15 protein-coding genes and 1 pseudogene are annotated in these 24728 nt (G+C 69.9%); 10 read left to right on the forward strand and 6 right to left on the reverse strand.

The genetic code is table 11. The annotated features are described in order from the left end of the window. Positions 1-37 precede the first annotated feature (37 nt). From Q7S93_RS16355 to rlmN, 3 genes and pseudogenes are all read right to left on the reverse strand, one after another. Positions 38-859: pseudogene (locus Q7S93_RS16355) on the reverse strand (S1 family peptidase); the annotation flags it as partial. 7 nt (positions 860-866) lie between these two features. After that, complete coding sequence (locus Q7S93_RS16360; RefSeq protein ID WP_304715144.1) at positions 867-1295, reverse strand: DUF350 domain-containing protein; 429 nt, start codon at positions 1293-1295, stop codon at positions 867-869. Positions 1296-1363: 68 nt separating this feature from the next. After that, on the reverse strand, positions 1364-2551 hold the full coding sequence (rlmN, locus tag Q7S93_RS16365; protein WP_304715147.1) for a 23S rRNA (adenine(2503)-C(2))-methyltransferase RlmN: 1188 nt from the start codon (positions 2549-2551) through the stop codon (positions 1364-1366). Between the two features lie 194 nt (positions 2552-2745). Between rlmN and Q7S93_RS16370 the strand changes: the two genes are divergently transcribed. The 7 genes from Q7S93_RS16370 to Q7S93_RS16400 all read left to right on the forward strand — a co-directional run bounded on the left by Q7S93_RS16370 (position 2746) and on the right by Q7S93_RS16400 (position 12552). Further along, a complete protein-coding gene (locus Q7S93_RS16370) occupies positions 2746-3747 on the forward strand; it encodes an NADPH:quinone oxidoreductase family protein (protein ID WP_304715148.1) in 1002 nt (333 codons plus the stop codon). 131 nt (positions 3748-3878) lie between these two features. Next, on the forward strand, positions 3879-4751 hold the full coding sequence (locus Q7S93_RS16375) for an SDR family NAD(P)-dependent oxidoreductase (protein WP_304715150.1): 873 nt from the start codon (positions 3879-3881) through the stop codon (positions 4749-4751). Between the two features lie 70 nt (positions 4752-4821). Beyond that, complete coding sequence (locus Q7S93_RS16380; protein ID WP_304715210.1) at positions 4822-5697, forward strand: DMT family transporter; 876 nt, start codon at positions 4822-4824, stop codon at positions 5695-5697. 197 nt (positions 5698-5894) lie between these two features. Further along, a complete protein-coding gene (locus Q7S93_RS16385; protein WP_304715152.1) occupies positions 5895-7838 on the forward strand; it encodes a TonB-dependent receptor domain-containing protein in 1944 nt (647 codons plus the stop codon). A 1-nt stretch (position 7839) separates the two neighbouring features. Continuing rightward, entirely contained in the window at positions 7840-11790 is a 3951-nt protein-coding gene (cobN, locus tag Q7S93_RS16390) for a cobaltochelatase subunit CobN (protein ID WP_304715154.1), read from the forward strand. Next, positions 11777-12247: a MotA/TolQ/ExbB proton channel family protein gene (locus Q7S93_RS16395; RefSeq protein ID WP_304715155.1), complete on the forward strand. Its 471-nt coding sequence runs from the start codon at positions 11777-11779 to the stop codon at positions 12245-12247. Before cobN ends, Q7S93_RS16395 begins: the two co-directional genes overlap by 14 nt. Continuing rightward, positions 12247-12552 carry a DUF2149 domain-containing protein gene (locus tag Q7S93_RS16400; RefSeq protein WP_304715156.1) on the forward strand — a complete coding sequence of 102 codons (306 nt, stop codon included), beginning with the start codon at positions 12247-12249 and terminating at the stop codon, positions 12550-12552. Before Q7S93_RS16395 ends, Q7S93_RS16400 begins: the two co-directional genes overlap by 1 nt. 50 nt (positions 12553-12602) lie before the next feature. On the opposite strand, the gene Q7S93_RS16405 is transcribed toward Q7S93_RS16400, so the two are convergent. Then, complete coding sequence (locus Q7S93_RS16405; protein ID WP_304715157.1) at positions 12603-13037, reverse strand: YkvA family protein; 435 nt, start codon at positions 13035-13037, stop codon at positions 12603-12605. A gap of 57 nt (positions 13038-13094) precedes the next feature. Between Q7S93_RS16405 and Q7S93_RS16410 the strand changes: the two genes are divergently transcribed. Together Q7S93_RS16410 and Q7S93_RS16415 are read left to right on the forward strand one after the other, a co-directional pair. Beyond that, positions 13095-13877, forward strand: coding sequence for an SDR family NAD(P)-dependent oxidoreductase (locus Q7S93_RS16410; RefSeq protein ID WP_304715160.1), 783 nt, complete (start codon positions 13095-13097; stop codon positions 13875-13877). A 92-nt stretch (positions 13878-13969) separates the two neighbouring features. Beyond that, positions 13970-16285, forward strand: a complete 2316-nt coding sequence (locus tag Q7S93_RS16415) for a PAS domain-containing protein (RefSeq protein ID WP_304715163.1) — start codon at positions 13970-13972, stop codon at positions 16283-16285. A gap of 17 nt (positions 16286-16302) precedes the next feature. Here the strand turns inward: Q7S93_RS16415 and Q7S93_RS16420 are convergent, their stop codons facing one another. Further along, positions 16303-17796 carry a helicase HerA-like domain-containing protein gene (locus Q7S93_RS16420; RefSeq protein ID WP_304715167.1) on the reverse strand — a complete coding sequence of 498 codons (1494 nt, stop codon included), beginning with the start codon at positions 17794-17796 and terminating at the stop codon, positions 16303-16305. Between the two features lie 364 nt (positions 17797-18160). Between Q7S93_RS16420 and Q7S93_RS16425 the strand changes: the two genes are divergently transcribed. Further along, entirely contained in the window at positions 18161-23029 is a 4869-nt protein-coding gene (locus tag Q7S93_RS16425; RefSeq protein ID WP_304715170.1) for an NAD-glutamate dehydrogenase, read from the forward strand. A gap of 69 nt (positions 23030-23098) precedes the next feature. On the opposite strand, the gene purH is transcribed toward Q7S93_RS16425, so the two are convergent. Beyond that, positions 23099-24712 carry a bifunctional phosphoribosylaminoimidazolecarboxamide formyltransferase/IMP cyclohydrolase gene (gene purH, locus Q7S93_RS16430; RefSeq protein WP_304715172.1) on the reverse strand — a complete coding sequence of 538 codons (1614 nt, stop codon included), beginning with the start codon at positions 24710-24712 and terminating at the stop codon, positions 23099-23101. Between the last annotated feature and the right edge of the window lie 16 nt (positions 24713-24728).

The following is a 24728-nucleotide window of genomic DNA, read 5'->3' on the forward strand; positions in this document are numbered from 1 at the left end:
GTTCGGGCGCCGGGGCTGCGCCCGCCTGATCGGTTTCCAGGCAGATCACCTGCGCCACCCGCAGGTCCCGGCGCAGGTTGTCGGCCACCCGGCCATAGTTCTCCGGCGTGACCGGCTCGCCGACCGCGTAGCTGGCCGCCCGATGGCCAGAGGCGGTGAGGGCGGTGAGCACGGTTTCCGGCGAGGTGGTGTAGATCCGCCCCCGACGGGGGGCTTCGGCGACGGTCACGCCGATGACCCGGCCCGCGCTGTCCAGGGCCGGGGCCCCGGACAGGCCCGCCAGGGTGCCGGAGAGGCCGTCGGTGCGCCCGGTCTCGGCCCAGACCAGCACGGATTCGGTGCGCGCGCCGCGGCCCCGGACCACCAGGTTCTCACGGCCCAACAGGCGCGAGGTGGCCTCGCCGGCCCGGCCCTGGGGATAGCCGGGGTGGAAGGCGCGGTCTCCCCGGCGCAGGGTGCGGTCGAGGCCGAGCGGCAGGGCCGGCGCCCCGCCCTCGGTGATCAGGATGGCGGCTTCGCCCCGGGGGTCGATGAACACCTGGGCGTCCACGCCACGGCCGTCGGCCACCATGATCGCGGCCTGGCGGCAGCCTTCGACCACATGGCGGGCGGTCATCCAGACGCCGTCGTCGGAGACCGCGAAGGCGGTGCCGGCCCCGGGCTCGGTGGTCTGCGGCACCTCGACCACCACGGCCGGATCGAAGGGCGAGGCCGGCCCCAGCGGCAGGCCTTCTTCGCCGGGCACCGGCGGCGGTGGCGGCGGGGCGGCGGCGTTCTCCTGTCTTCCGACCGCTGAGATCAGCAGGGCCAGGACGACCGCGGCATAGACGAGCCAGTCCGGAAGGCGGGGAAAGTGCATCAGGCGGTCAGGTCGCCACGGCCGCGGCGAGGATCAGGGAGGTGGCGAGCTTGGCGCCCACCAGCAGGGCGGCGGCGGCGACCTCGCCCTCCTGGATCCGCTGGGGCAGGCCGCGGAGCAACAGGTCCACCAGCCGGAAGACCAGCAGCTGCACCATCACCGTCGAGATGCCCCAGATGATGATCTCGATCAGCGAGGTGGAGGAGTTCAGGGACAGGGCCAGCGGCGCGGCCAGGCCCACCAGGACCCCGCCCAGGGAGACGGCGGCCGCGGCGTTGCCGTCGCGGATCAGGGCCACCTCCTTGTGGGGCGTCAGCAGGACGTAGAGGGCCGCGGCGAGAAACAGGATCAGCACCGCCACGGCGGCATGCAGCAGGGTGGTGGGAAAGCCGATGGCGAAGGCCTGGATTTCCGGAGACTGAAGGTCAGGGGGCATGCGGGCTCACCTCGGCAGTGGCGGGAGCGGCATGGTTAGCACGAGCGCCCGGCCGGCAAGCAAGCCGTTCAGGCGACAGGGGCGTCCTTCGCCTGCTGGGCGAGCGCCTCCTGGTCCAGACGCCGCCGCTCGCTGGCGCGCATCTTCTCGCTCTCCGACTTCAGCTGGCCGCAGGCGGCCAGGATGTCCCGGCCCCGGGGCGTGCGGATGGGCGAGGCGTAGCCGGCCCGGTTCAGCACCGCGGCGAAGGCCTCGATGGTCTTCCAGTCCGAGCAGGCATAGGGCGAGCCCGGCCACGGATTGAACGGGATCAGGTTGATCTTGGCGGGGATGCCCTTGATCAGGTTCAGCAGGGCCTTGGCCTCGGCGGGGCTGTCGTTCACCCCCTTGAGCATGACGTATTCGAAGGTCACCCGCCTGGCGTTGGACAGGCCCGGATAGGCGCGGATGCCGGCCATCAGCTGGTCCAGCGGGTATTTCCGATTGAGCGGCACCAGTTCGTCGCGCAGTTCATCGTTGGTGGCGTGCAGCGAGATGGCCAGCATGGCCTGGGTCTGGTCGCCGAGCGGGATCAGCTCCGGAACCACGCCGGAGGTGGACACCGTGATCCGCCGCCGCGAGATGGCGATGCCCTCATTGTCGGCGATGATGTCGATGGCCGCGGCCACATGGGGCAGATTGTAGAGCGGCTCGCCCATGCCCATGAAGACGATGTTGGACAGTCGGCGGTCTTCCTTGGGACTCGGCCATTCCTCCAGGTCGTCCCGGGCCACCTGCACCTGGGCGACGATCTCGGCCGCCGTCAGGTTGCGCACCAGGGCCTGGGTGCCGGTGTGGCAGAAGGTGCAGTTGAGCGTGCAGCCCACCTGGCTGGAGACGCACAGGGCGCCCGAGCGGCCCACATCGGGGATGTAGACCGTCTCGACCTCAATACCCGGGGCCATGCGGATCAGCCACTTGCGGGTGCCGTCGCGGCTGACCTGGCGCTCGACCACCTCGGGGCGGGAGAGGGTGAAGGCGTCCTCCAGGGCCGCGCGGGTCTCCTTGGCCACGTCGGTCATGGCCGCGAAGTCGGTCAGGCCATAGTGATGGATCCAGCGCCACAGCTGGGTGGCCCGCATCTTGGCCTTATCGGGCCGGACCACACCGGCCTCGATCAGGGCGGCGGCCAGCTGCGGCCGGGTCAGGCCCGACAGGTTCGGCCGGGTCGGCGCGGCGGCGGGCGCCGCGCGCGAAAGATCGAGGGTGACGCCCAAGGGTCTTAAACTCGCTGTCTGGAAGGTCCACCAATATAGGCGAGGCCGCGCGCGCTTCCAACTCGGGCGAGATGACGCTGGGGAAAGGCCGGCCTCCGATCCGTCTCAAACAAATGTTCGTCTGCGACCTTCCGCCGTCGCCGGGGCTGGGTTAGCGTCCGCGCCAACTGGAAAATCCGACCTGGGAGAACGACATGAAGGCTGTGCTGAGCAAGGTGACCGGCGGTCCTGAGACCCTGGTGGTGGAGGACATCCCCGCCCCGGAGGCTGGGCCCGGCCAGGCGGTGATCTCGGTCAAGGCGGTCGGCGTCAACTTCCCCGACGTGCTGATGATCGAGGACAAGTACCAGTCGCGGCCGCCGCGCCCCTTCTCGCCGGGCGGCGAGCTTTCGGGCGTCATCAAGGCCGTCGGCGAGGGCGTCACCCATGTGAAGGTCGGCGACCGGGTTCTGGCCAATACGGGCTGGGGCGGCATGGCCGAGGAGGTGGCCCTGCCGGCCAACCGCCTGTGGCACATCCCCGACAGCATGCCCCATGACGAGGCCGCGGCCTTCATCCTGACCTATGGCACCTCCTATCACGCGCTCAAGGATCGCGGCCGGGTGAAGGCCGGCGAGAGCCTGCTGGTCCTGGGCGCCGCCGGCGGCGTCGGCCTGGCGGCGGTGGAACTGGGCAAGGCCATGGGCCTGCGCGTGGTGGCCGCCTGCTCCAGCCAGGAAAAGGTCGATCTCGCCATCAAGCACGGCGCCGACGAGGGCGTGGTCTATGGCCGCGGCCCCTTCGATCGCGACGCCCAGAAGAAGCTGTCGGAACTGTTCAAGTCCAAGGCCGGCGAGGGGGGCTTCGATGTCATCTATGACGCGGTCGGTGGCGACTATGCCGAGCCCGCCCTGCGCACCATCGCCTGGGAGGGCCGCTATCTCGTCATCGGCTTCGCGGCCGGCGAAATCCCCAAGATTCCCCTGAACCTGACCCTGCTGAAGGGCTGCGAGATCGTCGGCGTGTTCTGGGGCACCTGGGCGGCCAAGGATCCCGAGGCCTTCGCCCAGAGCGTCAAGGAGCTGCTCGACCTCTATGCGGCGGGCAAGATCAAGCCGCATGTCTCCGAGCGCTTCCCCCTGGACAAGGGCGCCGACGCCATCGCCCACCTCGCCAGCCGCAAGGCCATGGGCAAGGTGGTTGTCACCGTCGACTGACCACCGGGCGCGTCAATGATGGGCGGGCGGGGCGGAAGCATCTTCCCCTCCCGTCCGTCGCACTCTAGTGATCGTCGATCACATAGACGAGGCGCCGACCCCTGTGCGTGCGCCCAAAGGGGAGATGCGTCATGGCCGGACGTCTTGAGGGCAAGGTTGCGGTGATCACCGGCGGATGTTCCGGCATCGGCCTGGGTGCGGTGGAGCTGTTCATCGCCGAGGGGGCTCGGGTCGTCGCCGCCGACATCCAGGACGAAAAGGGCGCCATGCTGGAGGCCCGCTTTGGCGACCAGGTCCGCTACGCCCATTGCGACGTCACCGCCGAGGCCGACATCGTCGCCGCCCTGAAGCTTGCCGAAAGCGCTTTCGGCGGCCTCGACATCCTGTTCAACAACGCCGGCATCTCCGACCGCATGGGGGCGATCACCGAGGTCACCGCCGAAGGCTGGGACTGGATCTTCGCCGTCCTGGTCCGCGGGCCGGCTCTGGGCATGAAGCACGCCGCCCCGATGATGATCGCCCGCGGCGGCGGCTCGATCATCAACACCGCCTCGGTCGCCGGCCTGCAGGCGGGCTTTGGCCCCATCGCCTATTCGACGGCCAAGGCCGGCGTCATCCATATGAGCCGGGTGGCCGCCGCCCAGCTGTCGCGCCAGAAGGTGCGGGTCAACGCCATCTGCCCCGGCCTGATCGCCACCTCGATCTTTGGCGCGTCCCTGGGCCTCCCCCGTGAGGTGGCCGACCAGATGGCCGCCCGGGTGGAGCAGAGCGCCGCCAGCGTCCAGCCGGTGCCCAAGGCCGGCTTGCCCGCCGATATCGCGCAGGCCGCCCTTTACCTGGCCTCGGACGCCTCGGCCTTCGTGTCGGGAACCCATCTGGTGGTGGACGGCGGCATCACCGTCGGCGGCCGCCACAGCTGGGACACGGCCTCGCCCTCGCCCTTCGTGCAGATGTTCGGCGAGGATTCGCCCTTCGCGCCGCCCCCCGCGCCGGCCGCGTCCTGAGGCGGGGCGGTTGAGCGAGGACAAGGCGTCCCGGCCGGCCCTGGCCCCCAATGTTCACGGCGCCCTGTGGATGGTCGCCTCGGCGCTCGGCTTCACCGTGATGACGACGCTGATCAAGTTCCTCGGCGACGACTATCCGGCCGCCCTGCAGACCTTCTACCGGCAGGTGGCGGGGTTCGTGATCCTGATCCCCTTCATCCTCAGCCGGCGGAAGGCGGCCTTCGCCACCACGCGGCCGGGCATCCTGCTGTTCCGCTCGGCGGCGGGCACGCTGGGGATGATCCTGTCCTTCTACGCCTTCCAGAAGATGCCGCTGGCCGACGCCAATGCGCTCTCCTTCACCCGCACCCTGTGGCTGGTGCCGCTGGCCTTCTTCGTGGTGCGCGAGCCGGTGGGACCGTTGCGGATCGGCGCGGCCCTGGTGGGATTCGCCGGCGTGCTGATCATGATCCGGCCCGGCGCCGGCGGCGAGTTCGCCATCGGCTGGCCGGCCGCGGCCATGCTGGCCTCGTCCTTCCTGTTTGCGCTCACCATCACCGGCATGAAGGTGATGACCCGCGACCACAGCCCCATGGTGCTGCTGGTCTGGTCGGCGACGCTCGGCCTCTTCTTCGCCCTGCCCGGCGCCCTGTTCGTCTGGCGCTGGCCCGAACCGTTCGACCTCTTCCTGCTCTGCGTCATGGGGGTGGTCGGCACCCTGACCCAGGGCTTCTACATCAAGGGCATGTCCATCGGCGACGCAGGCGCCATGGCGCCGATCGACTATATCCGCCTGGTGTTCACGGCCGCGGCGGGCTTCGCCCTGTTCAACGAGGTGCCGACCATCTGGACGCTCATGGGCGCGGCGGTGGTGGTGGTCTCGACCCTGTTCATCACCTGGCGCGAACAGCAGATTTCCAAACAGGCGCGGGCGGCCTCGGCCAAGACCCTGGCCAGCGAACCCTAGGGCATTGTTCGACCCGATAGCCGGTTCGCACCTATCGGAAAATGCTCAGCCATTCCTGAATGACCGTATGGATTAGGCGCACGGATCAAACTGCGCGCCATGTGGTCAGATGAGGCTTGACTCATAGATATGTTATAACGTTACAGGTCCTCCGCTCTTAGGGGAGGCCTTCTGTGTCGCTATCTGTGTCGCTATCTGTGTCGTCGTTCCTTCTGTCGCGTTCAAGCCGTCGCGCCGCCTGTCTCGCCAGCGCGGTCTTTCTCGTTCCGGCGGGGGCGGCCCTTGCGAACGACGCCACGGACCTGACCCAGGTGGTGGTGACGCCCATGGCGGCTCCGCAGGCGCTGCGGGACGCGCCGGCCACCATTTCTGTGGTCAGCCGGGCGGACCTGGACGCCCGCCCCATCGCCGACCTGTCCGACGCCCTGCGCAACGAGCCTGGCGTGACCATCACCGGGATCGGCATGACCCGGCGGGGGATCAGCCTGCGCGGCATGCCGGTGGAGCACACCCTTGTGCTGGTGGACGGACGGCGGATCAGCGCGGTGGGCGGCCTGGTGGCCCATGCGGACTACGACCTGGCCTGGACGCCAACCGAGGCGATCGAGCGGATTGAGGTGGTCCGCGGGCCCATGTCCTCCCTCTACGGCGCCGACGCCCTGGGCGGGGTGGTGAACATCATCACCCGCAGCGCCACCGACACCTGGCTGCGCAGCGCCACCCTGAACGGCACGATTCCCGAGCGGGGCGCCGGCCGGGCCTATCAGATGGGCGCCTATGCCGGCGGCCCCCTGGTGGAGGGGGTGCTGGGGCTGAGCCTCTATGCCGACGCCTCCGGGCGCGATCCCACCTATCAGGCGGCCGATCCCCGTCAGGCCGAGCTGGAAGGGCGCCGGGCCCTGAACGCGTCGGCCACCCTCAGCTGGACGCCTGACGAGTCCCAGCGGATCGATCTCACCTACGGGGCCGGGACCGACTTCCGCTACCGCGACACCGTCACGACCGGCGCGGCGCCGGTCTATTACCGCTTCAATGACGACATCACGCGGCAGCAGATCTCCGCCAGCCACCGGGGCGACTATGGCTTCGGCCAGACGCTCGCACGGGTCTATCGCAGCGAGGTCGAGCGGGTGAACACCCGCACGCAGAACCAGGCGCCAAGCGGCACGGTGCGGATCGTCGAGACCGTGGCCGACGGTCATGTGACCCTGCCGTGGGGGGCGCACATGCTGAGCGCGGGCGGCGAGGCCCGGCGCCAGGAACTGGAGAATCCTGCCGTCAATGCTCAGGGCCGCAGCGAGGCCGACCAGTATGGCCTGTTTATCCAGGACGCCTGGAGCATCACCGAGCAATGGTCCGTGGTGGGCGGGGCGCGGTTCGACCATCACGACGCCTATGACTGGCAGACCAGCCCCCGCATCTACACGGTCTTTCACCTCAATGACCGCCTGACCCTGAAGGGTGGGATCGGACGTGGGTTCAAGGCGCCCAGCCTCACCCAGCTATCCCCTGACTATCAGGTGTTGGCCGCCGGCGGCCGTTTCACGGTGTTCGGAAATCCGGACCTGAAGCCCGAGATCGGCACGACCTATGAGGCCAGCGCCGACTACGCCGGCGAGGGCTGGACGGCCCGGCTGGGGGTGTTCCAGAACGACCTCAAGGACCTGGTGGAGACCCAGTGCGTCAGTCTCTGCGGAATCCGCGGCCGGGAGGTGCGGATCTACGGCAACGTCGCCGAGGCGCGCATCCGGGGCCTGGAGCTCGGCGGGGATGTGGATCTGCCGGCCCATCTGAACCTCTCGGCCAACTACACCTGGATGGAGACGGAAAACCGCCAGACTGGCCAGGCCCTGCTGGAGCGTCCCGAATCCCGGGCCAACGCCACCCTGCGCTGGCGTCCCACCGACAGCCTGAGCGCTCAGCTACGCGGAGAATATGTGGGCGAGCAGACCGTCAGCACCGGCGGCCTGCCCGACTACAGCCTGTGGTCCATGGAGGCGAGCCAGCGGCTCACCGACATTCTCACCCTGCGGGTGGGAATTGAGAACCTCACCGATGAGCGGCTGGCCGAGAAGTCTGGCTCCTTCACCTATGCCGAGCCCGGCCGTCTCTATCACCTCGGCCTCAATCTGAGCTTCTAGGATGGGGCGAGCGCTCCGCCTCTGGCTCGCAGCCCTGGGGCTCTGGGCGGCGCTGGCAGGGACGTCCGCAGCCCAGGCTGAGGACCCCGTCGCGACGGCGCCGACCGTGCGGGTGATCACCACCGACTTCGTGCTGCCGGGCAAGCTGGCCCGACTGCGGGCCCTGGCGGAGGCGGAGGGACTGCGCCTCGACGGCCTGTGGGTGGAGACCGATCCCCGTCCGGCGGAGGACTGGCTGGCCGGCGCCGATCTGATCATTCTGGACACCCCCCGGGGCAATGACCTGGCCAAGGTGATGGGCGGGCTGGAGGGCCGGCTGGAGACCGCCGAGGTTCCCTGGGTGCGGGTCGGCGGCGGCCCGCCGGCCTTTGGCGGCGGCCTGGAGCCCAGGGCGGCGGCGCGGCTGTCGGCCTATTACGCCAATGGCGGAGCGGCCAATCACCGGGCGCTGTTCGCCTTTGCCGCGGCGGTCGTGTCGGGGTCCGAGCTGGCCGGGTTCCCGGATCCGGACGTGCTGCCGGCGTCTGGCGTCTATCATCCCGACGCCCCGCGGCCCTTCGCCGAGGTGGCGGACTACCTCGCCTGGGCCGAGCCCCGATGGGCGGCTGACGCCCCCCGGCTCGGGGTGATCACCTATGCGGGGGCCATCTCCAGCGGCGAGACGGCCCTGCTGGACGCTCTGGTCCGCAGCGCCGAGGCCAGGGGGGTCGCGCCGGTGGTCTTCTGGTTTGACGCCGCCAGGCCGGACGCCATCGAAGCCATCGCCAGGCCGGCGGGCCTCGATGTTCTGGTCAATCTCCAGCACCTGCAGAACGGGGCTGCCCGTAAGGCCGAGTTCGAGGCGCTGGGCCTGCCGGTCCTGTCCGGCTTTGTCTATCGGGAGGGGGACCTGGCCGCCTGGCGCGCCTCGCCCACGGGGCTGGCCGCCCAGACGACGGCGGTCCTGCTGGCCACGCCGGAGGCCTGGGGCGTCAGCGACCCCATCGTCCTGGCCACGGTCGATCAGGGCGAGACCCGCCCCATCCCCGCCCAGGTGGACGCTCTGACGGCCAAGGCCGCCCGCCTCGGCGCCCTGCGCGCCAAGCCCAACGCCGACAAGCGCCTGACCCTGATGTTCTGGAACCATCCCGGGGGCGAGAAGAACCTGGGCGCGTCAAACCTCAATGTGCCCCGCAGTCTGGCCGCCCTCACCGAGCGGCTGGCGGCGGAGGGCTACCAGGTTCCACCCAGCGATGAGGCGGCCCTGATCGCCCAGGCTCAGGCCCTCCTCGCCGGCTATTATCGCCCTGAAACCCTGGACAACCTCCTGGCCAGAGGCCTGGCCGCCACCCTGCCGGTGGACGACTATCGCGCCTGGCTCGACCGACAGCCGGCCCAGATCGGCGCCGCCGTTCGCGAAAGGTGGGGGGCGCCCGAGGACCACTGGGCGGTCCGCAACGTGGCCGGGCAGCGCCAGTTCGTCATCCCGCGCCTCAGCCTCGGCCATCTGACCCTGATGCCGCAACCCCCCAGGGCTGATCGGCCCGGGGAGTCCTATCACGACACCAAGGTCCCGCCCGGCCACCTCTATCTGGCCGCCTATCTTCTGATGCGCGAGCCTTTGGCCAGCGACGCCCTGATCCACTTCGGCACCCACGGGACCCAGGAGTGGACGCCGGGCAAGGATCGCGGCCTGTCGGTGGAGGATTATCCGTTCCTGACGGTCGGCGATGTGCCGGTCTTCTATCCCTACATTCAAGACAATGTGGGCGAGGCCATCCAGGCCCGCAGGCGCGGCCGGGCGGTCACCATCAGCCACCAGACGCCGCCCTTCGCGCCGGCCGGCCTCTATGACGAACTGCGCGACATCCACGCCCTGGTGCACGAATACGGACAGCTGGAGGACGGGCCGGTGCGCGATCGCACCGCTGACCAGATCGCCGACCTGACGCTCAAGGAGGGCATCGCCCAGGACATCGGTTGGGACGAGGCCGCCGTGGCGGCGGCCTTCCCGGCGTACATGATCGACCTACACGACCATCTGCACGCCCTGGCCGCCTCGGTGACGCCCCTTGGCCTGCACACCTTCGGCGAGCCCGCCGCTCCGGAGCAGCGCCTGATGACCGTGATGCAGCAGCTCGGCCGGCCCTATTACCTGCAGCTTGGACTCGACGCCGATGAGGTGTTCGCCGAAGACGCCGAGCAGATTCGTCAGAGTGAGCCCTATCTCCTGCTCTACAGACACCTGCGGGCGGCCGAGCCCCCCGAGGCCCTGGCCGGTGAAGCTCTGCGCGCCTACCTGACCCGGGCCGCCGAACTCGACCGTCACCTGGCCGAGACCGGGGAGATGGAGGCCCTCCTCGCGGGTCTTTCAGGGCGGTTCATCGCCGCAGGCCCCGGCGGAGATCCCGTCCGGAATCCCGACGTGCCCAGCGGCCGCAACCTGTTCAGCTTCGAGCCTGACAAGCTGCCCACCTTGGCGGCCTATGTCGCCGGCGGCGAGGCGTTCGAGAGCCTGCAGGCCGCCTATCTCGACACGCATGGGGAGCCGCTGCGCAAGCTCGCCTTCACCCTCTGGTCCGGAGAGGCCGTGAGGACGCTGGGGGTGGTGGAGAGCCAGGCCCTGCATGCGCTTGGTCTGCGCCCGGTCTGGGACCAGGGCGGACGGGTGGTGGACCTGGAGATCATTCCCGCCGCGGAGCTGGGGCGGCCCCGGGTGGACGTGGTCTTCCAGATCACCAGCGTCTATCGCGACCAGTTCGACGGCTTCATGCGCCTGCTCGGCGGCGCGCTCGCCCGGCTGGCGGCGCTTGATGAGCCCGGCAACGAGGTCGCAGCCAACAGCACCAAGGTGGAGGCCCAGCTGATCGCCGCGGGCCAGCCCGCCGACCAGGCCAGGCGCCTGTCGGCCATCCGCCTCTTCAGCAACGCCCCTGGCGACTATGGCAGCGGGGTCCCGGCGGCCGTGCTGGACTCTACGGCCTGGGAGTCCGACGGCGAGGTGGCCGACCGCTTCCTCTCGCGCCTGCAGTATGCCTATGGCGCCGACGCCTGGGGGGAGAGCGTCGAGGGCGCCAACCTGTTCGCCGCCCAGCTCAGCGGCGTCCAGGCCGCGGTCCTGTCCCGGTCGTCCAACCTGCACGGGGTGCTCTCCACCGACCATCCCTTCGAGTATCTGGGCGGCCTGTCCATGGCGATCCGCAAGCTGGATGGGGCGAGCCCGGACCTGTTCATCACCGATGCGCGGGGCGGCACGCCGCGGGTGCGGACAGCCGCCTCGGTCCTCTCCGATGAACTGCGCAGCCGCTATCTGAACCCCCAGTGGATCTCCGCCATGCAGGGGGAGGGCTATGCCGGCACGCTGGAAATCCTCGACGTCACCAACAACCTGTTCGGCTGGCAGGTCACCGACCCGGCCATGGTTCGTCCAGATCAGTGGCAGGCCATGCATGAGACCTTCGTCATGGACCGGCGCGAGCTTGGGCTGAACGCCTGGTTCGAGGCCCACAATCCCACGGCCCAGGCCCAGCTGATCGAGCGCCTGACCGAGACCATCCGCAAGGGCTACTGGACCCCGGACGCCGAGACGCTGGCGGAGCTGGCCGAGCGTTGGTCCGAGCTGACGGAGGCCGGCGCCATGGCGGGCGAGGCGACCACCACGGCGCTGCTGCGCAGCGGCTTTGGCCTGTCGGCCCAGGCGCCCGCCCCCGCCTCTGGACCGGCCGCAAGCGCCCCGGCGTCATCACAGATGACGCCGCCGCCAGCGGCTGAGCCTGAACCGGCGCCCCCTTCGCCCACCGTCCGGGGGCAGGTGCTGGAGAAGGTGCAGCCGCCCACCCCTGCCGCGCCGGTCTCTCCCTGGCGGGCGTTGCTGGGGCTCGCCGCCCTGCTGGTCCTTTCCCTGATCGGGGCGGCCAGCCAGGCCAGGCCCCGTTCCCGTTCCTTCCTGGAGTTGTCCCATGCACGGCCTTGAGGCGGGTCTGTTCGACCTCGCCCGACTGTTTCTGCTGCCGGCCCTGGCCCTGATCGTCATCGCCCTGGCCTATGCCTTCATCGCCCTGGGCGCCTTCCTGATGGAGTGGACGCAGCGGCGGTCGGGCGCCTACAGCTCGCGCCTGATCGCCCATCAGGCGGCCACGGGCGCCTCCAGCGAAGACCTGGAGCTATGGATCATGAAGCGGCTGGAGTGGCTGCGCATCACCTCGCGCAGCGCGCCGATGCTCGGCCTGGTGGCGACCATGATCCCCATGGGTCCGGCGCTGCTGGCCCTCGGCGAAGGCGATGGGCGGTCCATCGGCGAGAATCTCGTCGTGGCGTTTTCGGGGGTGGTCCTGGCCCTGATCGCCGCCAGCATCACCCATGTGATCCTCACGATCCGGCGGCGCTGGCTTCTGGAGGAACTCCGCAGCTATGAGCGGGGTCTGGCCTGATGCGCTTTTTGGAGGACGACGAGGCCGACGACCCGATCCTTTCGGTGGTCAATCTGATCGACGTCTTTGTGGTGGTGATCGCCATCCTGATGATCGTCATCGTCCAAAACCCGCTCAACCCGTTCAACACCGAGAACGTCGTCGTGGTGCAGAACCCCGGCGAGGCTGACATGACCATGATCATCAAGGAGGGCGAGGAACTGACCCGCTACGAATCCTCCGGCGCGATCGGCGAAGGTCAGGGCGTGAAGGCCGGGATCACCTACCGCCTGCCCGACGGCAAGATGGTCTACGTCCCCGAATAGTTGATCAGCGGCGAGACCGATGATGCGCCATCAGAGACGGGCGCACACGCCTAGCCCTCGTCGCTCGCCTGGCGCTGGCGTTCCAGGAAGGCCTTGGCCTCGGCCCGGTGCTGCGGCTTCAGGTGGCGTCCGACCACGGCCAGCAGGGCGGCGAACACCGCGGCGTCGTCGGTGAAGCCGACCACCGCCAGCACGTCGGGGATGGCGTCGGCCGGCATGACGAAATAGGCCAGGGCCGCCAGCATCAGGCCCTTGGCCGAACTCGGCGTCGCCGGGTCCTTGGCGCAGTACCAGACCGCCACGGCGTCCGAGGCGAAGGGAATCTTCGCCGCCGTGCTGACGATCTTGGGCCAGAATCCCTTGCGGACGCGGGTCTCATTCACCTTGACCACAGCGGGAACAAGGGCCCTGCGAGGGTCCAGCGCCCTGGCCGGATCAAAACCGCGATCCTTGACGTGGGGTGATGCTTTGGTCTTGGCGATCATCGGTTTAAGCCAGCTTCAGAGTGAGACCACATAAACGCATCAGGAGGCGAAGCGTCCATGAAACTTGATTCCACCGTCGCCGCCGTCGTCACCGGCGGCGCATCGGGCCTCGGCGAGGCCACCGTCCGCGCCCTGGCCGCCCATGGCGTCAAGGTCGCCATCTTCGATATGAACACTGACAAGGGCGAGGCGGTCGCCAAGGAAATCGGCGGCGTCTTCTGCAAGGTCGACGTCACCGACGACGCCACGGTTGAGGCCGGCTTCGAAAAGGCCCGGGCCGCCCATGGGCAGGAGCGTATCCTGATCAACTGCGCCGGCACCGGCTTTGCGGCCAAGACCGCCAGCCGGGACAAGACCACCGGCGAGGCCAAGTCCCACCCCATCGCCATCTTCGAGAAGATCGTCCAGATCAATCTGATCGGCACCTTCCGCTGCGTGGCCAAGTCCGCCCAGGGGATGCTCTCGCTGGAGCCGCTGGAGGATGGCGAGCGCGGCGTCATCGTCAACACCGCCTCGGTGGCCGCCGTCGCTGGCCAGGTCGGTCAGGCCGCCTATTCGGCCTCCAAGGGTGGCGTGGTCGGCATGACCCTGCCCATCGCCCGGGACCTGATGAACGACGGCGTGCGGGTCAACACCATCCTGCCGGGCATCTTCAACACCCCGTTGATGAACGCCGCGCCGGAGAATGTGAAGGCCGCCCTGGCCGCCTCGGTGCCCTTCCCCAAGCGCCTGGGAAACGCCGAGGAATACGCCTCCCTGGCCCTGGAAATGTGCCGTAACGGCTATTTCAACGGCGAACACGTCCGCCTCGACGGCGCCATCCGGATGCCGCCGCGGTAATTTGCCGGTCGCCATGGGTTTTCCCCGTTGCGACATTGCGCCACAGTGGGGGCTTGAGTAGCAAAAAGCCCTCACTGGGGGTGCGTCCAGCCATGATGGCCACCTGGGCCCAGCGTTTCGCCACCGCCGCCGAGCGGCCCGCGATCGCCTACGGGATCGTCATTGGGTCCGTGGCTGTCGCCACGAGTCTTCAGGGCTTGCTTGAGCTCGCCCTGACCTCGCCGCCCGCCTTCATGATCTATTATCCGGCCATCATCTTCGCCACGGTGGCCGCCGGGGCGCGGGGCGGCCTGACTGCGGTGGCCTTGAGCACCCTGGTCGCGACCCTGCTCTGGCCGGCCGAGGCCCGGGCCGGCGCGAGCCTGCCCGTGGCGGCGGGGCTCTTCATCCTCACCGGTGGGCTGACGGTCGCCCTGGCCAAGCCGCTGCGGGTGGCGATCCGCCGGGGCGCCACGGTGCAGGAGCGTTTTCGCATCGCCCAGCAGGGAGCGAAGGACAGCTTCGTCATCTTCGATCCCGTGCGCGAGCACGGCGCCATCATTGATTTCACCTGGATCTACGCCAATCCCGCCGCCGATCGCATGGCGCCGGCGGGGATCGAAAGCCTGGTCGGCCGCCGGGTGCTGGAGGTGTTCCCCGACGACACAGGCCGCGCCATGGTCGAACGGCTGAGCCGCGCCCTGGGGCAGGAGGAGGCCGACGATCTTGAAGTCTCTCGGGTGATCGACGGCAAGGAGCACTGGGTGCGCTCCAGCGCCGTGCGGGCCGGGGACGGCGTCGCCGTCATCTTCCGCGACATCACCGAGCAGCGGACCACGAACCAGGCCCTGCGCCAGGGCGAGGCCCGGGTGCGCGCCTTCATCGAATCCCTGCCCCAGCTCATGTGGGTCAGCGACCCACAGGGCGCCTGGACCTTCAGCAGCCCGCAATGGCTCGCCTTCACCGGCGGGGAGGCGGGGGACCCCCTGGGGGACGGCTGGCTCGGCTCGGTCCATCCCGAGGATTGCGACGCCGTGGCCGAAGCCTGGCGCCAGGCAGTTCAGGGGGCGCTGCCCTTCACTCCCCAGTTCCGCCTGCGTCGGGCCGATGGGGTGTGGCGGTGGTTCCATGGCCGCGCCTCGCCCCTGCGGGACGAGGATGGCGAGGTCCGTCGCTGGTTTGGTTCGGCCTCGGACATCACCGAGGTGATCGAGGCCCGTCAGGACCTCGAGATCCGGGTGGCCGAGCGCACCCGCGACCTGCAGGCCAGCCTCGAGGCCAAGGCCCGCACGGAGGCCGCCCTGGCCCAGGCCCAGCGCCTGGAGACGGTGGGGCGGCTGACCGGTGGGGTGGCCCATGACTTCAACAACCTGCTGACCGTCGTCATCGGCGGTCTCGACATGATCCTGAAGAACCCCGCCGATCAGGCGCGGGTGACCCGGCTGGCCGAGGCCGCCCTGTCGGCCGGCCGCCGCGGGGAGCGCCTGACCCGGCAGCTGCTGGCCTTTTCGCGGCGCCAGGAACTGCGCCTGGACAATCTGGATGTGGCCCCCCTGGTGGAGCAGATCGAGCCCCTGGTCCGCCGGGCCGTGGGCGAGGCGATCCATCTGGTCATCGACTGCGCCCCCGACGTCGGCGCGGCGCGGCTGGACGCCGCCCAGTTCGAGGCCGCCCTGCTGAACCTCGTGGTCAACGCCGCCGACGCCACCCCGACCGGCGGCGAAATCCGCATCGAGGCCGCCCGGATCACCCTGGCCGAGGGCGAGGTGCGCGAGGCCGCCCCCGGCGACTATGTCCGCATTTCCGTCACCGACACCGGCGCCGGCATGGCGCCCGATGTCCTCGACCACGTGTTCGAGCCCTTCTTCACCACCAAGGAGACCGGCAAGGGGACCGGACTGGGCCTGGCCCAGGTCTACGGATTTATCCGCCAATGCGGCGGGGCGGTGGATGTCCGCAGCGCGCCGGGGGAAGGCTCGACCGTCAGCCTCTACCTGCCGGCCTCCACCCACGCCGATCCCCTGGCGCCCGAGGCCGAGGTCGGGATCGAGACCATGATGGCCGGCCTGCGAATCCTGCTGGTGGAGGATGACGACGCGGTGCGGGCCGTGACCGAGAGCCTGCTGAGCGAGCTCGGCTGCCGGGTGGAGACCGCGATCAACGGGGTCGAGGCCCTGCGCCGGGTCGGACTTGGGGCCGACTTCGACCTGGTGCTGTCGGACATCGTCATGCCCGGCGGGGTCAGCGGGGTCGATCTCGCCCGGCGGTTGCGGGACGCCCATCCGGACCTGCCGGTGGTGCTCACGACGGGCTATAGCGGCGAGAAGCTCGACGACGCGCAGGAGGCCGAAGCCTGGCCGATCCTGCGCAAGCCCTTCCGGGCCGAACAGCTCAGCGCCGTGGTCCGCCAGGCGGCCGGCGCCGCCTAGGCTCTAAACTCAAAAGTCTAGCGGCGCCGCCGCAGGCCGCCCAGCATGCCGCGCACGATTTCGCGGCCGATCTGGCTGCCGACGGTGCGCAGGACCGACTTGGTGAAGGCCTCCCCCAGACCCTGGCGGCTCCCGCCGCCGCCGCTGCGCCGGGCGGGCGGGCGCGGCTCGGGCGCGGTCTTCGCGGGCGGGGCCGGCGCAGCCTGCGCCTGCGCCCGGGCTTGCAGCCGCTCATGGGCCGACTCCCGGTCGCGGACCTCGTCATAGAGACCCCGCACGGGGCTCTGGGCGATCAGGGCCGATCGTTCGGCCGTCGTCGCGGGGCCGAGCCGGGAGGCCGGCGGGCGGATCAGGGTCTTCTCGACCACGCAGGGCGCGCCCTTTTCGTCCAGCAGGGAGACCAGCGCCTCGCCCACCCCCAGGCCCTGGATCGCCTCGGCGGTGTCGAAGGCGGGATTGATCCGGAAGGACTGGGCCGCAGCCTTCAGGCCCCGCTGGTCGGCCGGCGTATAGGCGCGCAGGGCGTGCTGGATGCGGTTGCCCAGCTGGCCCAGCACGCTGTCGGGGATGTCGGCCGGGTTCTGGGTGACGAAATAGACCCCCACCCCCTTGGAGCGGATCAGGCGCACCACCTGCTCGACCTTTTCCAGGAGCCCGCGCGGGGCGTCGCGGAACAGGAGGTGGGCCTCGTCGAAGAAGAAGGCCAGGCGCGGCTTTTCGGGATCGCCAACCTCGGGCAGTTCCTCGAACAGTTCCGACAGCAGCCACAGCAGGAAGGTGGCGTAGAGCCGCGGGGAGTTGATCAGCCGGTCGGCCGCCAGGATGTTCACATGGCCCCGGCCCGCGCCGTCCACCCGCATCAGGTCGCTCAGGGCCAGGGCCGGTTCGCCGAAGAAGCTCCCGGCGCCCTGGTCCTCCAGCACCAGCAACTTGCGTCGGATGGCCGCCAGGCTCGGCTTGGCCACGGCGCCGTACCTCTGACTGATCTCGGCGGCGTTCTCGCCGACAAAGCCCAGCACCGCCTGCAGGTCCTTGAGGTCGAGCAGCAGCAGCCCCTCTTCGTCGGCGACCCGGAAGGCGACGGTGAGCACGCCCTCCTGGACATCGTTCAGCTCCAGCATCCGCGAGAGCAGCAGGGGACCCATCTCCGACACCGTGGCGCGGATCGGATGGCCCTGATCGCCGAACAGGTCCCAGAAGACCGTGGGCGCCGCCATGGCCGTAAGGTCGAGGTTCATTTTCGCAGCCCGGGCCAGCAGCTTTTCGTTCGGGGCGCCGGCCACGGCCACCCCCGACAGATCGCCCTTCACATCGGCGGCGAAGACCGGCACGCCGGCGTCCGACAGGCCCTGGGCCAGAATCTGCAGGGTTACGGTCTTGCCCGTACCGGTGGCCCCGGCCACCAGCCCATGGCGGTTGGCGCGGTCCAGCCGCAGGAAGAGCTGGCCGGCGCCCTCGCCCAGCCCCACCAGCACGTCCCCGTTTCCAGCCCCGTTCGCCGCCGTCGCCATGATCGGTCTCCTCCCCCGTGGAGGCTCAAGCTAGCCGGCCGACTCCCGCGCCGCCAGACGCATGACACGCCGCACGAAATGACAGGGCCGGCCCCTTGACCAGAGCGGCGTTTCAGGTCCGCCTTGGCCCTGTTCACCGCCAGGATTCGCGAATCAGCCTCCGGCATCGAGAGCAGGTCTTTTAATTGCCCCGTCCACACCTATCTGAAGACTTGCCGGGGCGTCCCCACCCCCGGCCTCAACGCGCCGCCCCGCAAGGGACGTCGGCGCCACGAGCCCCCCGCGCTTCGCTGACCCCCCTCGGCGGAGCCAGGCGCCGCCGGACCCTCTCCTCCGGCGGCGTTCTCGTTTTCAGGAGGGCCGCATGAGCGCGTCCGTGACCGAAGAGGCCGCCAAAGTCGGCCAGGACCTTTCCCGCAGGCTTCTGAGCCTTCTCCACGCCGAGGAGGATCCAGCCCTGGAGGCTTTCGCCGCCCAGGCGGCCGAGGATGTGGTTCCCGCCGAACTGCCGCAGTTCGACCTGGACGACCTGGCGACCAACCTTGCCGGTTTCTGGCGCTTTGCAGACAAGCGCCGCGGGCTTTCGCCCATCCTCCGGATCGCCCGCGCCACCCGGGCCGGCGCGGCGCCGGAGCCCGCCGAGTTCGACCTGGTGGAGATCGTCCAGGAGGACGCGCCCTTCCTGGTGGACAGCGTCATGGGCGAGATCGCCGACCAGGGCTTCCAGGTCCGCGCCATGTTCCACCCGGTGGTCGAGGTTCGCCGGGACGACAAGGGCCTGCGCCATCCCAAGGGCGAGCTTCGCCGGGAATCCATGATCCAGGTGGTGGTCGACCGCATCGGCCCCGACCGGGAGGATCAGCTCCTGGCCGGCCTGCGCACGGCCCTGGCCGACGCCCGGGCCGCCGTCGCCGACTTCCCGGCCATGCTGGACCTGATGTCCCGCACGGTGGCCGAACTGGAGGCGCTCAGCCCCGACACCCCGCGCCGGGACGAGGAGCTGGCCTTCCTGCGCTGGCTGCACACCGAGCATTTCGTGTTCCTCGGGGCGCGGATCTACGAATATCCCCGGGTCGAGGGCGGCGACTACGCGCCTGAGGAACCGCTGTTCCAGCCGCAGGATGGCCTGGGCGTGCTGCGCGATCCCGAGCAGCGGGTGCTGCGCCGGACCAATGAGCCCGCCGTGCTCACCGCCCAGCTGGCGCGGCGCCTGGAGGAGGACGCGGCCGTCACGGTGGCCAAGGCCAATATGCGCTCCCGCGTCCATCGTCGCGGCTACATGGATTATGTCGGCGTGCGCCGGTACGGCCCCGACGGGCGCCCCTCGGGCGAGGTGCGGTTTGTCGGCCTGTTCACGGCTGAGGCCTATGACCAGCCGGTCAGCGCCGTCCCGCTGGTGCGGGCCAAGGCGGCCGGGGCGCTGGCGCGGGCGGCCAAGGCGCCCGGCAGCCACAACGAAAAGCGTCTGAAGAACATCGTCGAGAACTATCCCCGCGATGAACTCTTCCAGATGACCGAGGACGAGCTGCTGTCCAATGCGCTGGGCATCCTCCATCTGTTTGACCGCCCCCGGGTGCGGCTCTTCGAGCGCCGCGATCCCTTCGACCGGTTCGCCTCGGTGCTCATGTTCGTGCCGCGGGACCGCTACGACTCCGACCTCCGCCGACGCGCGGGACAGTTCCTGGCCGAGGCCTATGGGGGCCGGGTGTCGGCCTATTATCCGAGCTTCTCGGAATCGCCCCTGGCCAGGGTCCATTTCATCATCGGCTTCACCCCGGGACGCGCCCGCGAGCCCGACCTGGGGATGGTCGAGGCGCAGATCGCTGACGCCACCCGCACCTGGGGAGATCGTTTTGAGGCCGCCGTGCGCGATCTCGACCGGCCGGCCGCCGCGACCGCTGACCTTCTCGCCCGCTATGCCGGGGCCTTCTCGCCGGGCTATCGCGATCGCTACGACGCCGCCGAGGCCCTGGCCGATATTGCGGTGATCGACGACCTGAAATCCGGCGAGGCCATCCGCGTTCGCGCCTTCCGCCGCAAGGGCGACACCGCCCGCCACTTCCGATTCAAGCTCTATCGCCCCCTGGAGCCGGCGCCGCTGGCAGAGGTGTTGCCGATCCTGGAGAGCATGGGCCTGAAGGCCATGGTCGAGCAGGGCTACGCCGTGCGCCCGGGCAAGGCCGATCCCGTCTGGGTCCACGAGTTCGAGCTGGACGATCCGCGGGGCGAACACCTGGTGTTCGAAGAGGTGAAGGGCTGTTTCGAGGCCGCCTTCGTCGCCGTCTGGACCGGCCAGACCGAGAATGACGGCTTCAACCGCCTGGTCCTGGAGCTGTCCATCGGCTGGCGCGAGGCCGCCCTGGTTCGGGCGCTCGCCCGCTATCGCCAGCAGAGCGGCCTCGATCCCTCCCAGCGGCTGCAGGAAGAGGCGCTGAGCCGCCATCCGGGGGTCACCCGCCTGATCCTCGACCTGTTCCGGACCCGGTTCGATCCGGCCGTGAAGGCCGACCTCGCTGGCCGCAAGGCCCAGGGCGAGGCGGTGATGGCCGAGATCACCGAGGCCCTGCAGGCCGTCCAGAGCCTGGATGACGACCGGGTGCTGCGGCGCGTGGCGCTGCTGGTGCAGGCGATCCTGCGCACCAGCTATTATCAGACGGATGAGGCGGGCCAGCCGGCCCCCTTCATCAGCTTCAAGGTGGCCAGCGAAAGCCTGGCCGACCTGCCGGCGCCCAAGCCCTATCGCGAGATCTATGTCTGGTCGACCACCGTGGAGGGGGTGCATCTGCGCTTTGGCCCGGTGGCCCGCGGCGGCCTGCGCTGGTCCGATCGCCGCGACGATTTCCGCACCGAGGTCCTGGGCCTGGCCAAGGCCCAGCAGGTGAAGAACGCCGTCATCGTGCCGGTGGGCGCCAAGGGCGGCTTCTATCCCAAGGCCCTGCCGGCCGGCGGCGCCCCTGACGTGGTGCGCGCCGCGGCCGTCGAGGCCTACAAGACCTTCCTCCGCGGCTTGCTGGACATCACCGACACCCTGACGCCCGAGGGCAAGGTCATCCCGCCCCAGGGCGTGATCGCCTATGACGGCGAAGATCCCTATCTGGTGGTCGCCGCCGACAAGGGCACGGCCACCTTCTCCGACATCGCCAACGAACTGGCTGAGTCCTACGGCTTCTGGCTGGGCGACGCCTTCGCCTCGGGCGGGTCGGCGGGCTATGACCACAAGGAGATGGGCATCACCGCCCGCGGCGCCTGGGAGGCGGTGAAGCGCCACTTCCGGGAGCTCGGCAAGGACATCCAGGCCGAGCCCTTCACCGTGGTGGGCGTCGGCGACATGTCCGGCGACGTGTTCGGCAACGGCATGCTGCTGTCGCGGCAGATTCGCCTCCAGGCCGCCTTCGACCATCGCCACATCTTCATCGATCCAGAGCCGGATCCCGAGACGAGCTTCGTCGAACGCGAGCGTTTGTTCGCCCTGCCGCGTTCGTCCTGGGACGACTATGACCGGGCGAAGATATCGACCGGCGGGGGGGTCTTCGCCCGCACCCAGAAGTCGATTCCCCTGACCCCCGAGATCCGCGGTCTTCTGGGGATCGAGGCCGAGGCCCTGACGCCCACCGAGCTGATCAGCGCCATCCTGAAGGCCAAGGCCGAGCTGCTCTATATGGGCGGCATCGGCACCTACGTGAAAGCCGCCGCCGAGAGCCACGCCGATGTGGGCGACAAGACCAATGACGCCCTGCGCATCAACGCCGAGGCCCTTCGCGTCCGCGTGGTGGGCGAGGGGGCCAATCTCGGTCTGACCCAGGCCGCCCGGATCGCCTTTGCGAAGGCCGGCGGCCGGGTGAACAGCGACGCCATCGACAATTCGGCCGGGGTCGATTCCTCCGACCACGAGGTCAATATCAAGATCCTCACCGGCATGGTCGAGCGGGCGGGGGACCTGAAGCGGCCCGACCGGGACAAGCTGCTGCGCTCGATGATCGACGACGTGGCCGACCATGTGCTGGAGCACAATTACGACCAGAACCAGGCCCTGTCCCTGCTGGAGCTGGACGCCGTGGGCGAGCTTGAGCCCCATGCGCGCTTCATGGCTCGGCTGGAGTCCATGGGCCGACTGGACCGTGCGGTGGAGGGGCTGCCCGACGCCGTGGCCATCGTCGAGCGGGCCGAGGCCGGCCAGGGCCTGACGCGGCCCGAACTCGCCGTGCTGATGGCCTATGGCAAGATCCAGCTGTTCCGCGAGATGGTCGAGACCGAGGTCCCCGACGATCCCTGGTTCGAGCAGGTGCTGGAGGGCTACTTCCCCGCGCCCCTGATGCGCTACGCGCCTGAGATGCGCCGCCACCGGCTGCGCCGCGAGATTATCGCCACGGTGGTGGCCAATGACGTGGTCAATCGCTGCGGCCCCAGCTTCCCCGGCCGCCTGATGGCCGCGGCGGGCTGCGACGCGCGGGCCTTCTTCGTCGGTTATGAGGCCGCCCGCGCCGTGCTGGACCTGGCCAGTCTGTGGGAATCCGTCGAGGCCCTGGACAACCAGATCCCGGCGCGGGCCCAGCTGCTGCTGCTGCGCCAGCTGGCCCGGCAGCTCCGCGGTCTGACCTTCTGGTTCGCCCGCCGGGCCTACCGCCAGGGCGAGGGCGTCACCGCCCTGATCGACCGCTACGCCAGGCCCGCCCAGGCCCTGAAGGCCCTGGCGCCGGAGGTGCTCACCCCGGTGGAGCGCGCCGACCTGGACGCCCTGGCTGAAAAGCTGATCACCGCCGGCGCGCCGGAGGACATGGCCAAGGCCGTCGTCGCCCTCCAGCCCCTGACCGTCGCCGCTGATCTCGCCGATCTGGCCGAGGCGTCCAGCTGGCCGGTGGAGAATGTGGCGCGTCTGCACCACAAGGTGGGCGAGGTCTTCGGCTTCGACCGCCTGCGGGCCGCCGCCGGCAGTCACTCGGCCGGCGACATCTTCGAACGGACCGCCGTCCGGCGGCTGGTGGAAGACCTGCTGGCCGAGCAGACGACCGTGGCCCGGGCGGTGATGGCCAAGGCGCGCAAGGCCAGCGCCGGCGCCGACGGCGAGGCGGCCGAGGCCGCCATCGCCAACTGGTCAGCCTCGGCGCAAGACGCCGTGGCCCAGGCCCGCCGGACCATGGCCGAGATCGAGTCCGCGCCTGGCGGCTGGACCTTCGCCAAGCTCACCATCGCCCACGGGGCCTTGCGCGAACTGGCGGTCCAGGCCGAGGGCTGAGCGGCTAGAGCGCGTTCCGATAAGTGGGAGCCGGTTATCGGACGAAACGCGCTCTCGACTTAGAGTGGCCTAGTGGCGGAAGACCCGCACCCCGGTGAAGGCCATGGTCAGCCCGGCCGCATCGGCGGCGGCGATGACCTCCTCGTCGCGGATCGAGCCGCCGGGCTGGATCACCGCCGTGGCGCCGGCCTCCGCCGCCTGGATCAGGCCGTCGGCGAAGGGGAAGAAGGCGTCCGAGGCGCAGGCCGAACCCTTGGCGAGCGACTCGGGCAGGCCGGCGGCCTCCGCGGCTTCGGCCGCGCGAATGGCGGCGATACGGGCCGAATCCTTGCGGTTCATCTGGCCCGCGCCGATGCCGGCGGTCTGGCCGCCCTTGGCATAGACGATGGCGTTGGACTTCACATGCTTGGCCACGGTGAAGGCGAACAGCATGTCGCGCAGCTCGGCCTCGGTCGGCTGGCGCTGGGTGACGATCTTCAGGTCGGCGGCGGTGATGTGGGCGGTGTCGCGGCCCTGGACCAGGAAGCCGCCGGCCACCTGACGCCAGGTGACGCCGGCCGCCCTGGGGTCGGGCAGGCCGCCGGTGAGCAGCAGGCGCAGGTCCTTCTTCTTCTTGAAGACCGCGATGGCCTCCTCGTCGGCCTCGGGCGCCACCACCACTTCGGTGAAGACCTTGACGATCTCCCGGGCCGCAGCTGCATCTAGCCGGCGGTTGACCGCCACGATGCCGCCGAAGGCCGAGACCGGATCGCACTGCAGCGCGCGCTGATACGCCTCGGTCAGGTCTGAGCCCAGGGCCACGCCGCAGGGGTTGGCGTGCTTGATGATGGTCACCGCGGCGCTGGCGGCGGGGTCGAACTCGGCGACCAGCTCGATGGCCGCGTCGGTGTCGGCGATGTTGTTGTAGGACAGCGCCTTGCCCTGCAGCTGGGTGGCGGTGGCGACGCCGGGGCGGTTCGAGCCGTCGGAATAGAAGGCCGCAGCCTGATGCGGATTCTCCCCATAGCGCATGGTCTGGACCAGCTCGCCGGCGAAGGCCCGGCGGCGCGGCGCCTCTTCGGCCAGCTCCTTGGCGAACCACTGGGAAATAGCCGCGTCATAGGCTGCGGTGCGGGCATAGGCCCGGGCGGCCAGGGTCTTGCGCAGGGACAGCGAGGTGGCGCCGCTGGTCTTGAGGGCCGCGATCACCTCGTCCAGGTCGGCGCGCTCAGTGCAGACGGCCACATAGCCGTGGTTCTTGGCGCCCGAGCGGATCATGGCCGGCCCGCCGATGTCGATATTCTCGACGCAGGCGGCGAAGTCGCCGCCGCCGGCCACCGTCTGTTCGAACGGATAGAGGGTCACATAGACGATATCGATGGGGCCGATGCCGTGCGCGGCCATGGCCTGGGCGTGGTCGGCGGCGTCCCGCACCCCCAGCAGGCCCCCATGCACCACCGGGTGCAGGGTCTTGACCCGGCCGTCCATCATCTCGGGGAAGCCGGTGAGGTCGGCGACGTCCTTCACGGCCAGGCCGGCCGCAGCGATGGCGGCCTTGGTGCCGCCGGTGGAGACCAGCTCCACCCCCATGTCGGACAGGGCCTTGGCGGCCTCGACCAGGCCGGTCTTGTCGGAGACCGACAACAGGGCGCGGACGGGTTTGACGGCGTCGGGGGCGGGGGGGAAATTCGGGGCTGCGGGCACGGCGGTCTCCTGGCGG

It is taken from the genome of Phenylobacterium sp. (genome assembly GCF_030646615.1).
Taxonomy (GTDB): domain Bacteria; phylum Pseudomonadota; class Alphaproteobacteria; order Caulobacterales; family Caulobacteraceae; genus Phenylobacterium.

What these genes read in the sequence shown, in the direction of transcription:
- Q7S93_RS16360 (WP_304715144.1), bottom strand. Translation starts at nt 1,295, where the DNA reads ATGCCCCCTGACCTTCAGTCTCCGGAAATCCAGGCCTTCGCCATCGGC.
- Q7S93_RS16370 (WP_304715148.1), top strand. Translation starts at nt 2,746, where the DNA reads ATGAAGGCTGTGCTGAGCAAGGTGACCGGCGGTCCTGAGACCCTGGTG.
- Q7S93_RS16375 (WP_304715150.1), top strand. Translation starts at nt 3,879, where the DNA reads ATGGCCGGACGTCTTGAGGGCAAGGTTGCGGTGATCACCGGCGGATGT.
- Q7S93_RS16380 (WP_304715210.1), top strand. Translation starts at nt 4,822, where the DNA reads ATGGTCGCCTCGGCGCTCGGCTTCACCGTGATGACGACGCTGATCAAG.
- cobN (WP_304715154.1), top strand. Translation starts at nt 7,840, where the DNA reads ATGGGGCGAGCGCTCCGCCTCTGGCTCGCAGCCCTGGGGCTCTGGGCG.
- Q7S93_RS16395 (WP_304715155.1), top strand. Translation starts at nt 11,777, where the DNA reads ATGCACGGCCTTGAGGCGGGTCTGTTCGACCTCGCCCGACTGTTTCTG.
- Q7S93_RS16400 (WP_304715156.1), top strand. Translation starts at nt 12,247, where the DNA reads ATGCGCTTTTTGGAGGACGACGAGGCCGACGACCCGATCCTTTCGGTG.
- Q7S93_RS16405 (WP_304715157.1), bottom strand. Translation starts at nt 13,037, where the DNA reads ATGATCGCCAAGACCAAAGCATCACCCCACGTCAAGGATCGCGGTTTT.
- Q7S93_RS16410 (WP_304715160.1), top strand. Translation starts at nt 13,095, where the DNA reads ATGAAACTTGATTCCACCGTCGCCGCCGTCGTCACCGGCGGCGCATCG.
- Q7S93_RS16415 (WP_304715163.1), top strand. Translation starts at nt 13,970, where the DNA reads ATGATGGCCACCTGGGCCCAGCGTTTCGCCACCGCCGCCGAGCGGCCC.
- Q7S93_RS16420 (WP_304715167.1), bottom strand. Translation starts at nt 17,796, where the DNA reads ATGGCGACGGCGGCGAACGGGGCTGGAAACGGGGACGTGCTGGTGGGG.
- Q7S93_RS16425 (WP_304715170.1), top strand. Translation starts at nt 18,161, where the DNA reads ATGAGCGCGTCCGTGACCGAAGAGGCCGCCAAAGTCGGCCAGGACCTT.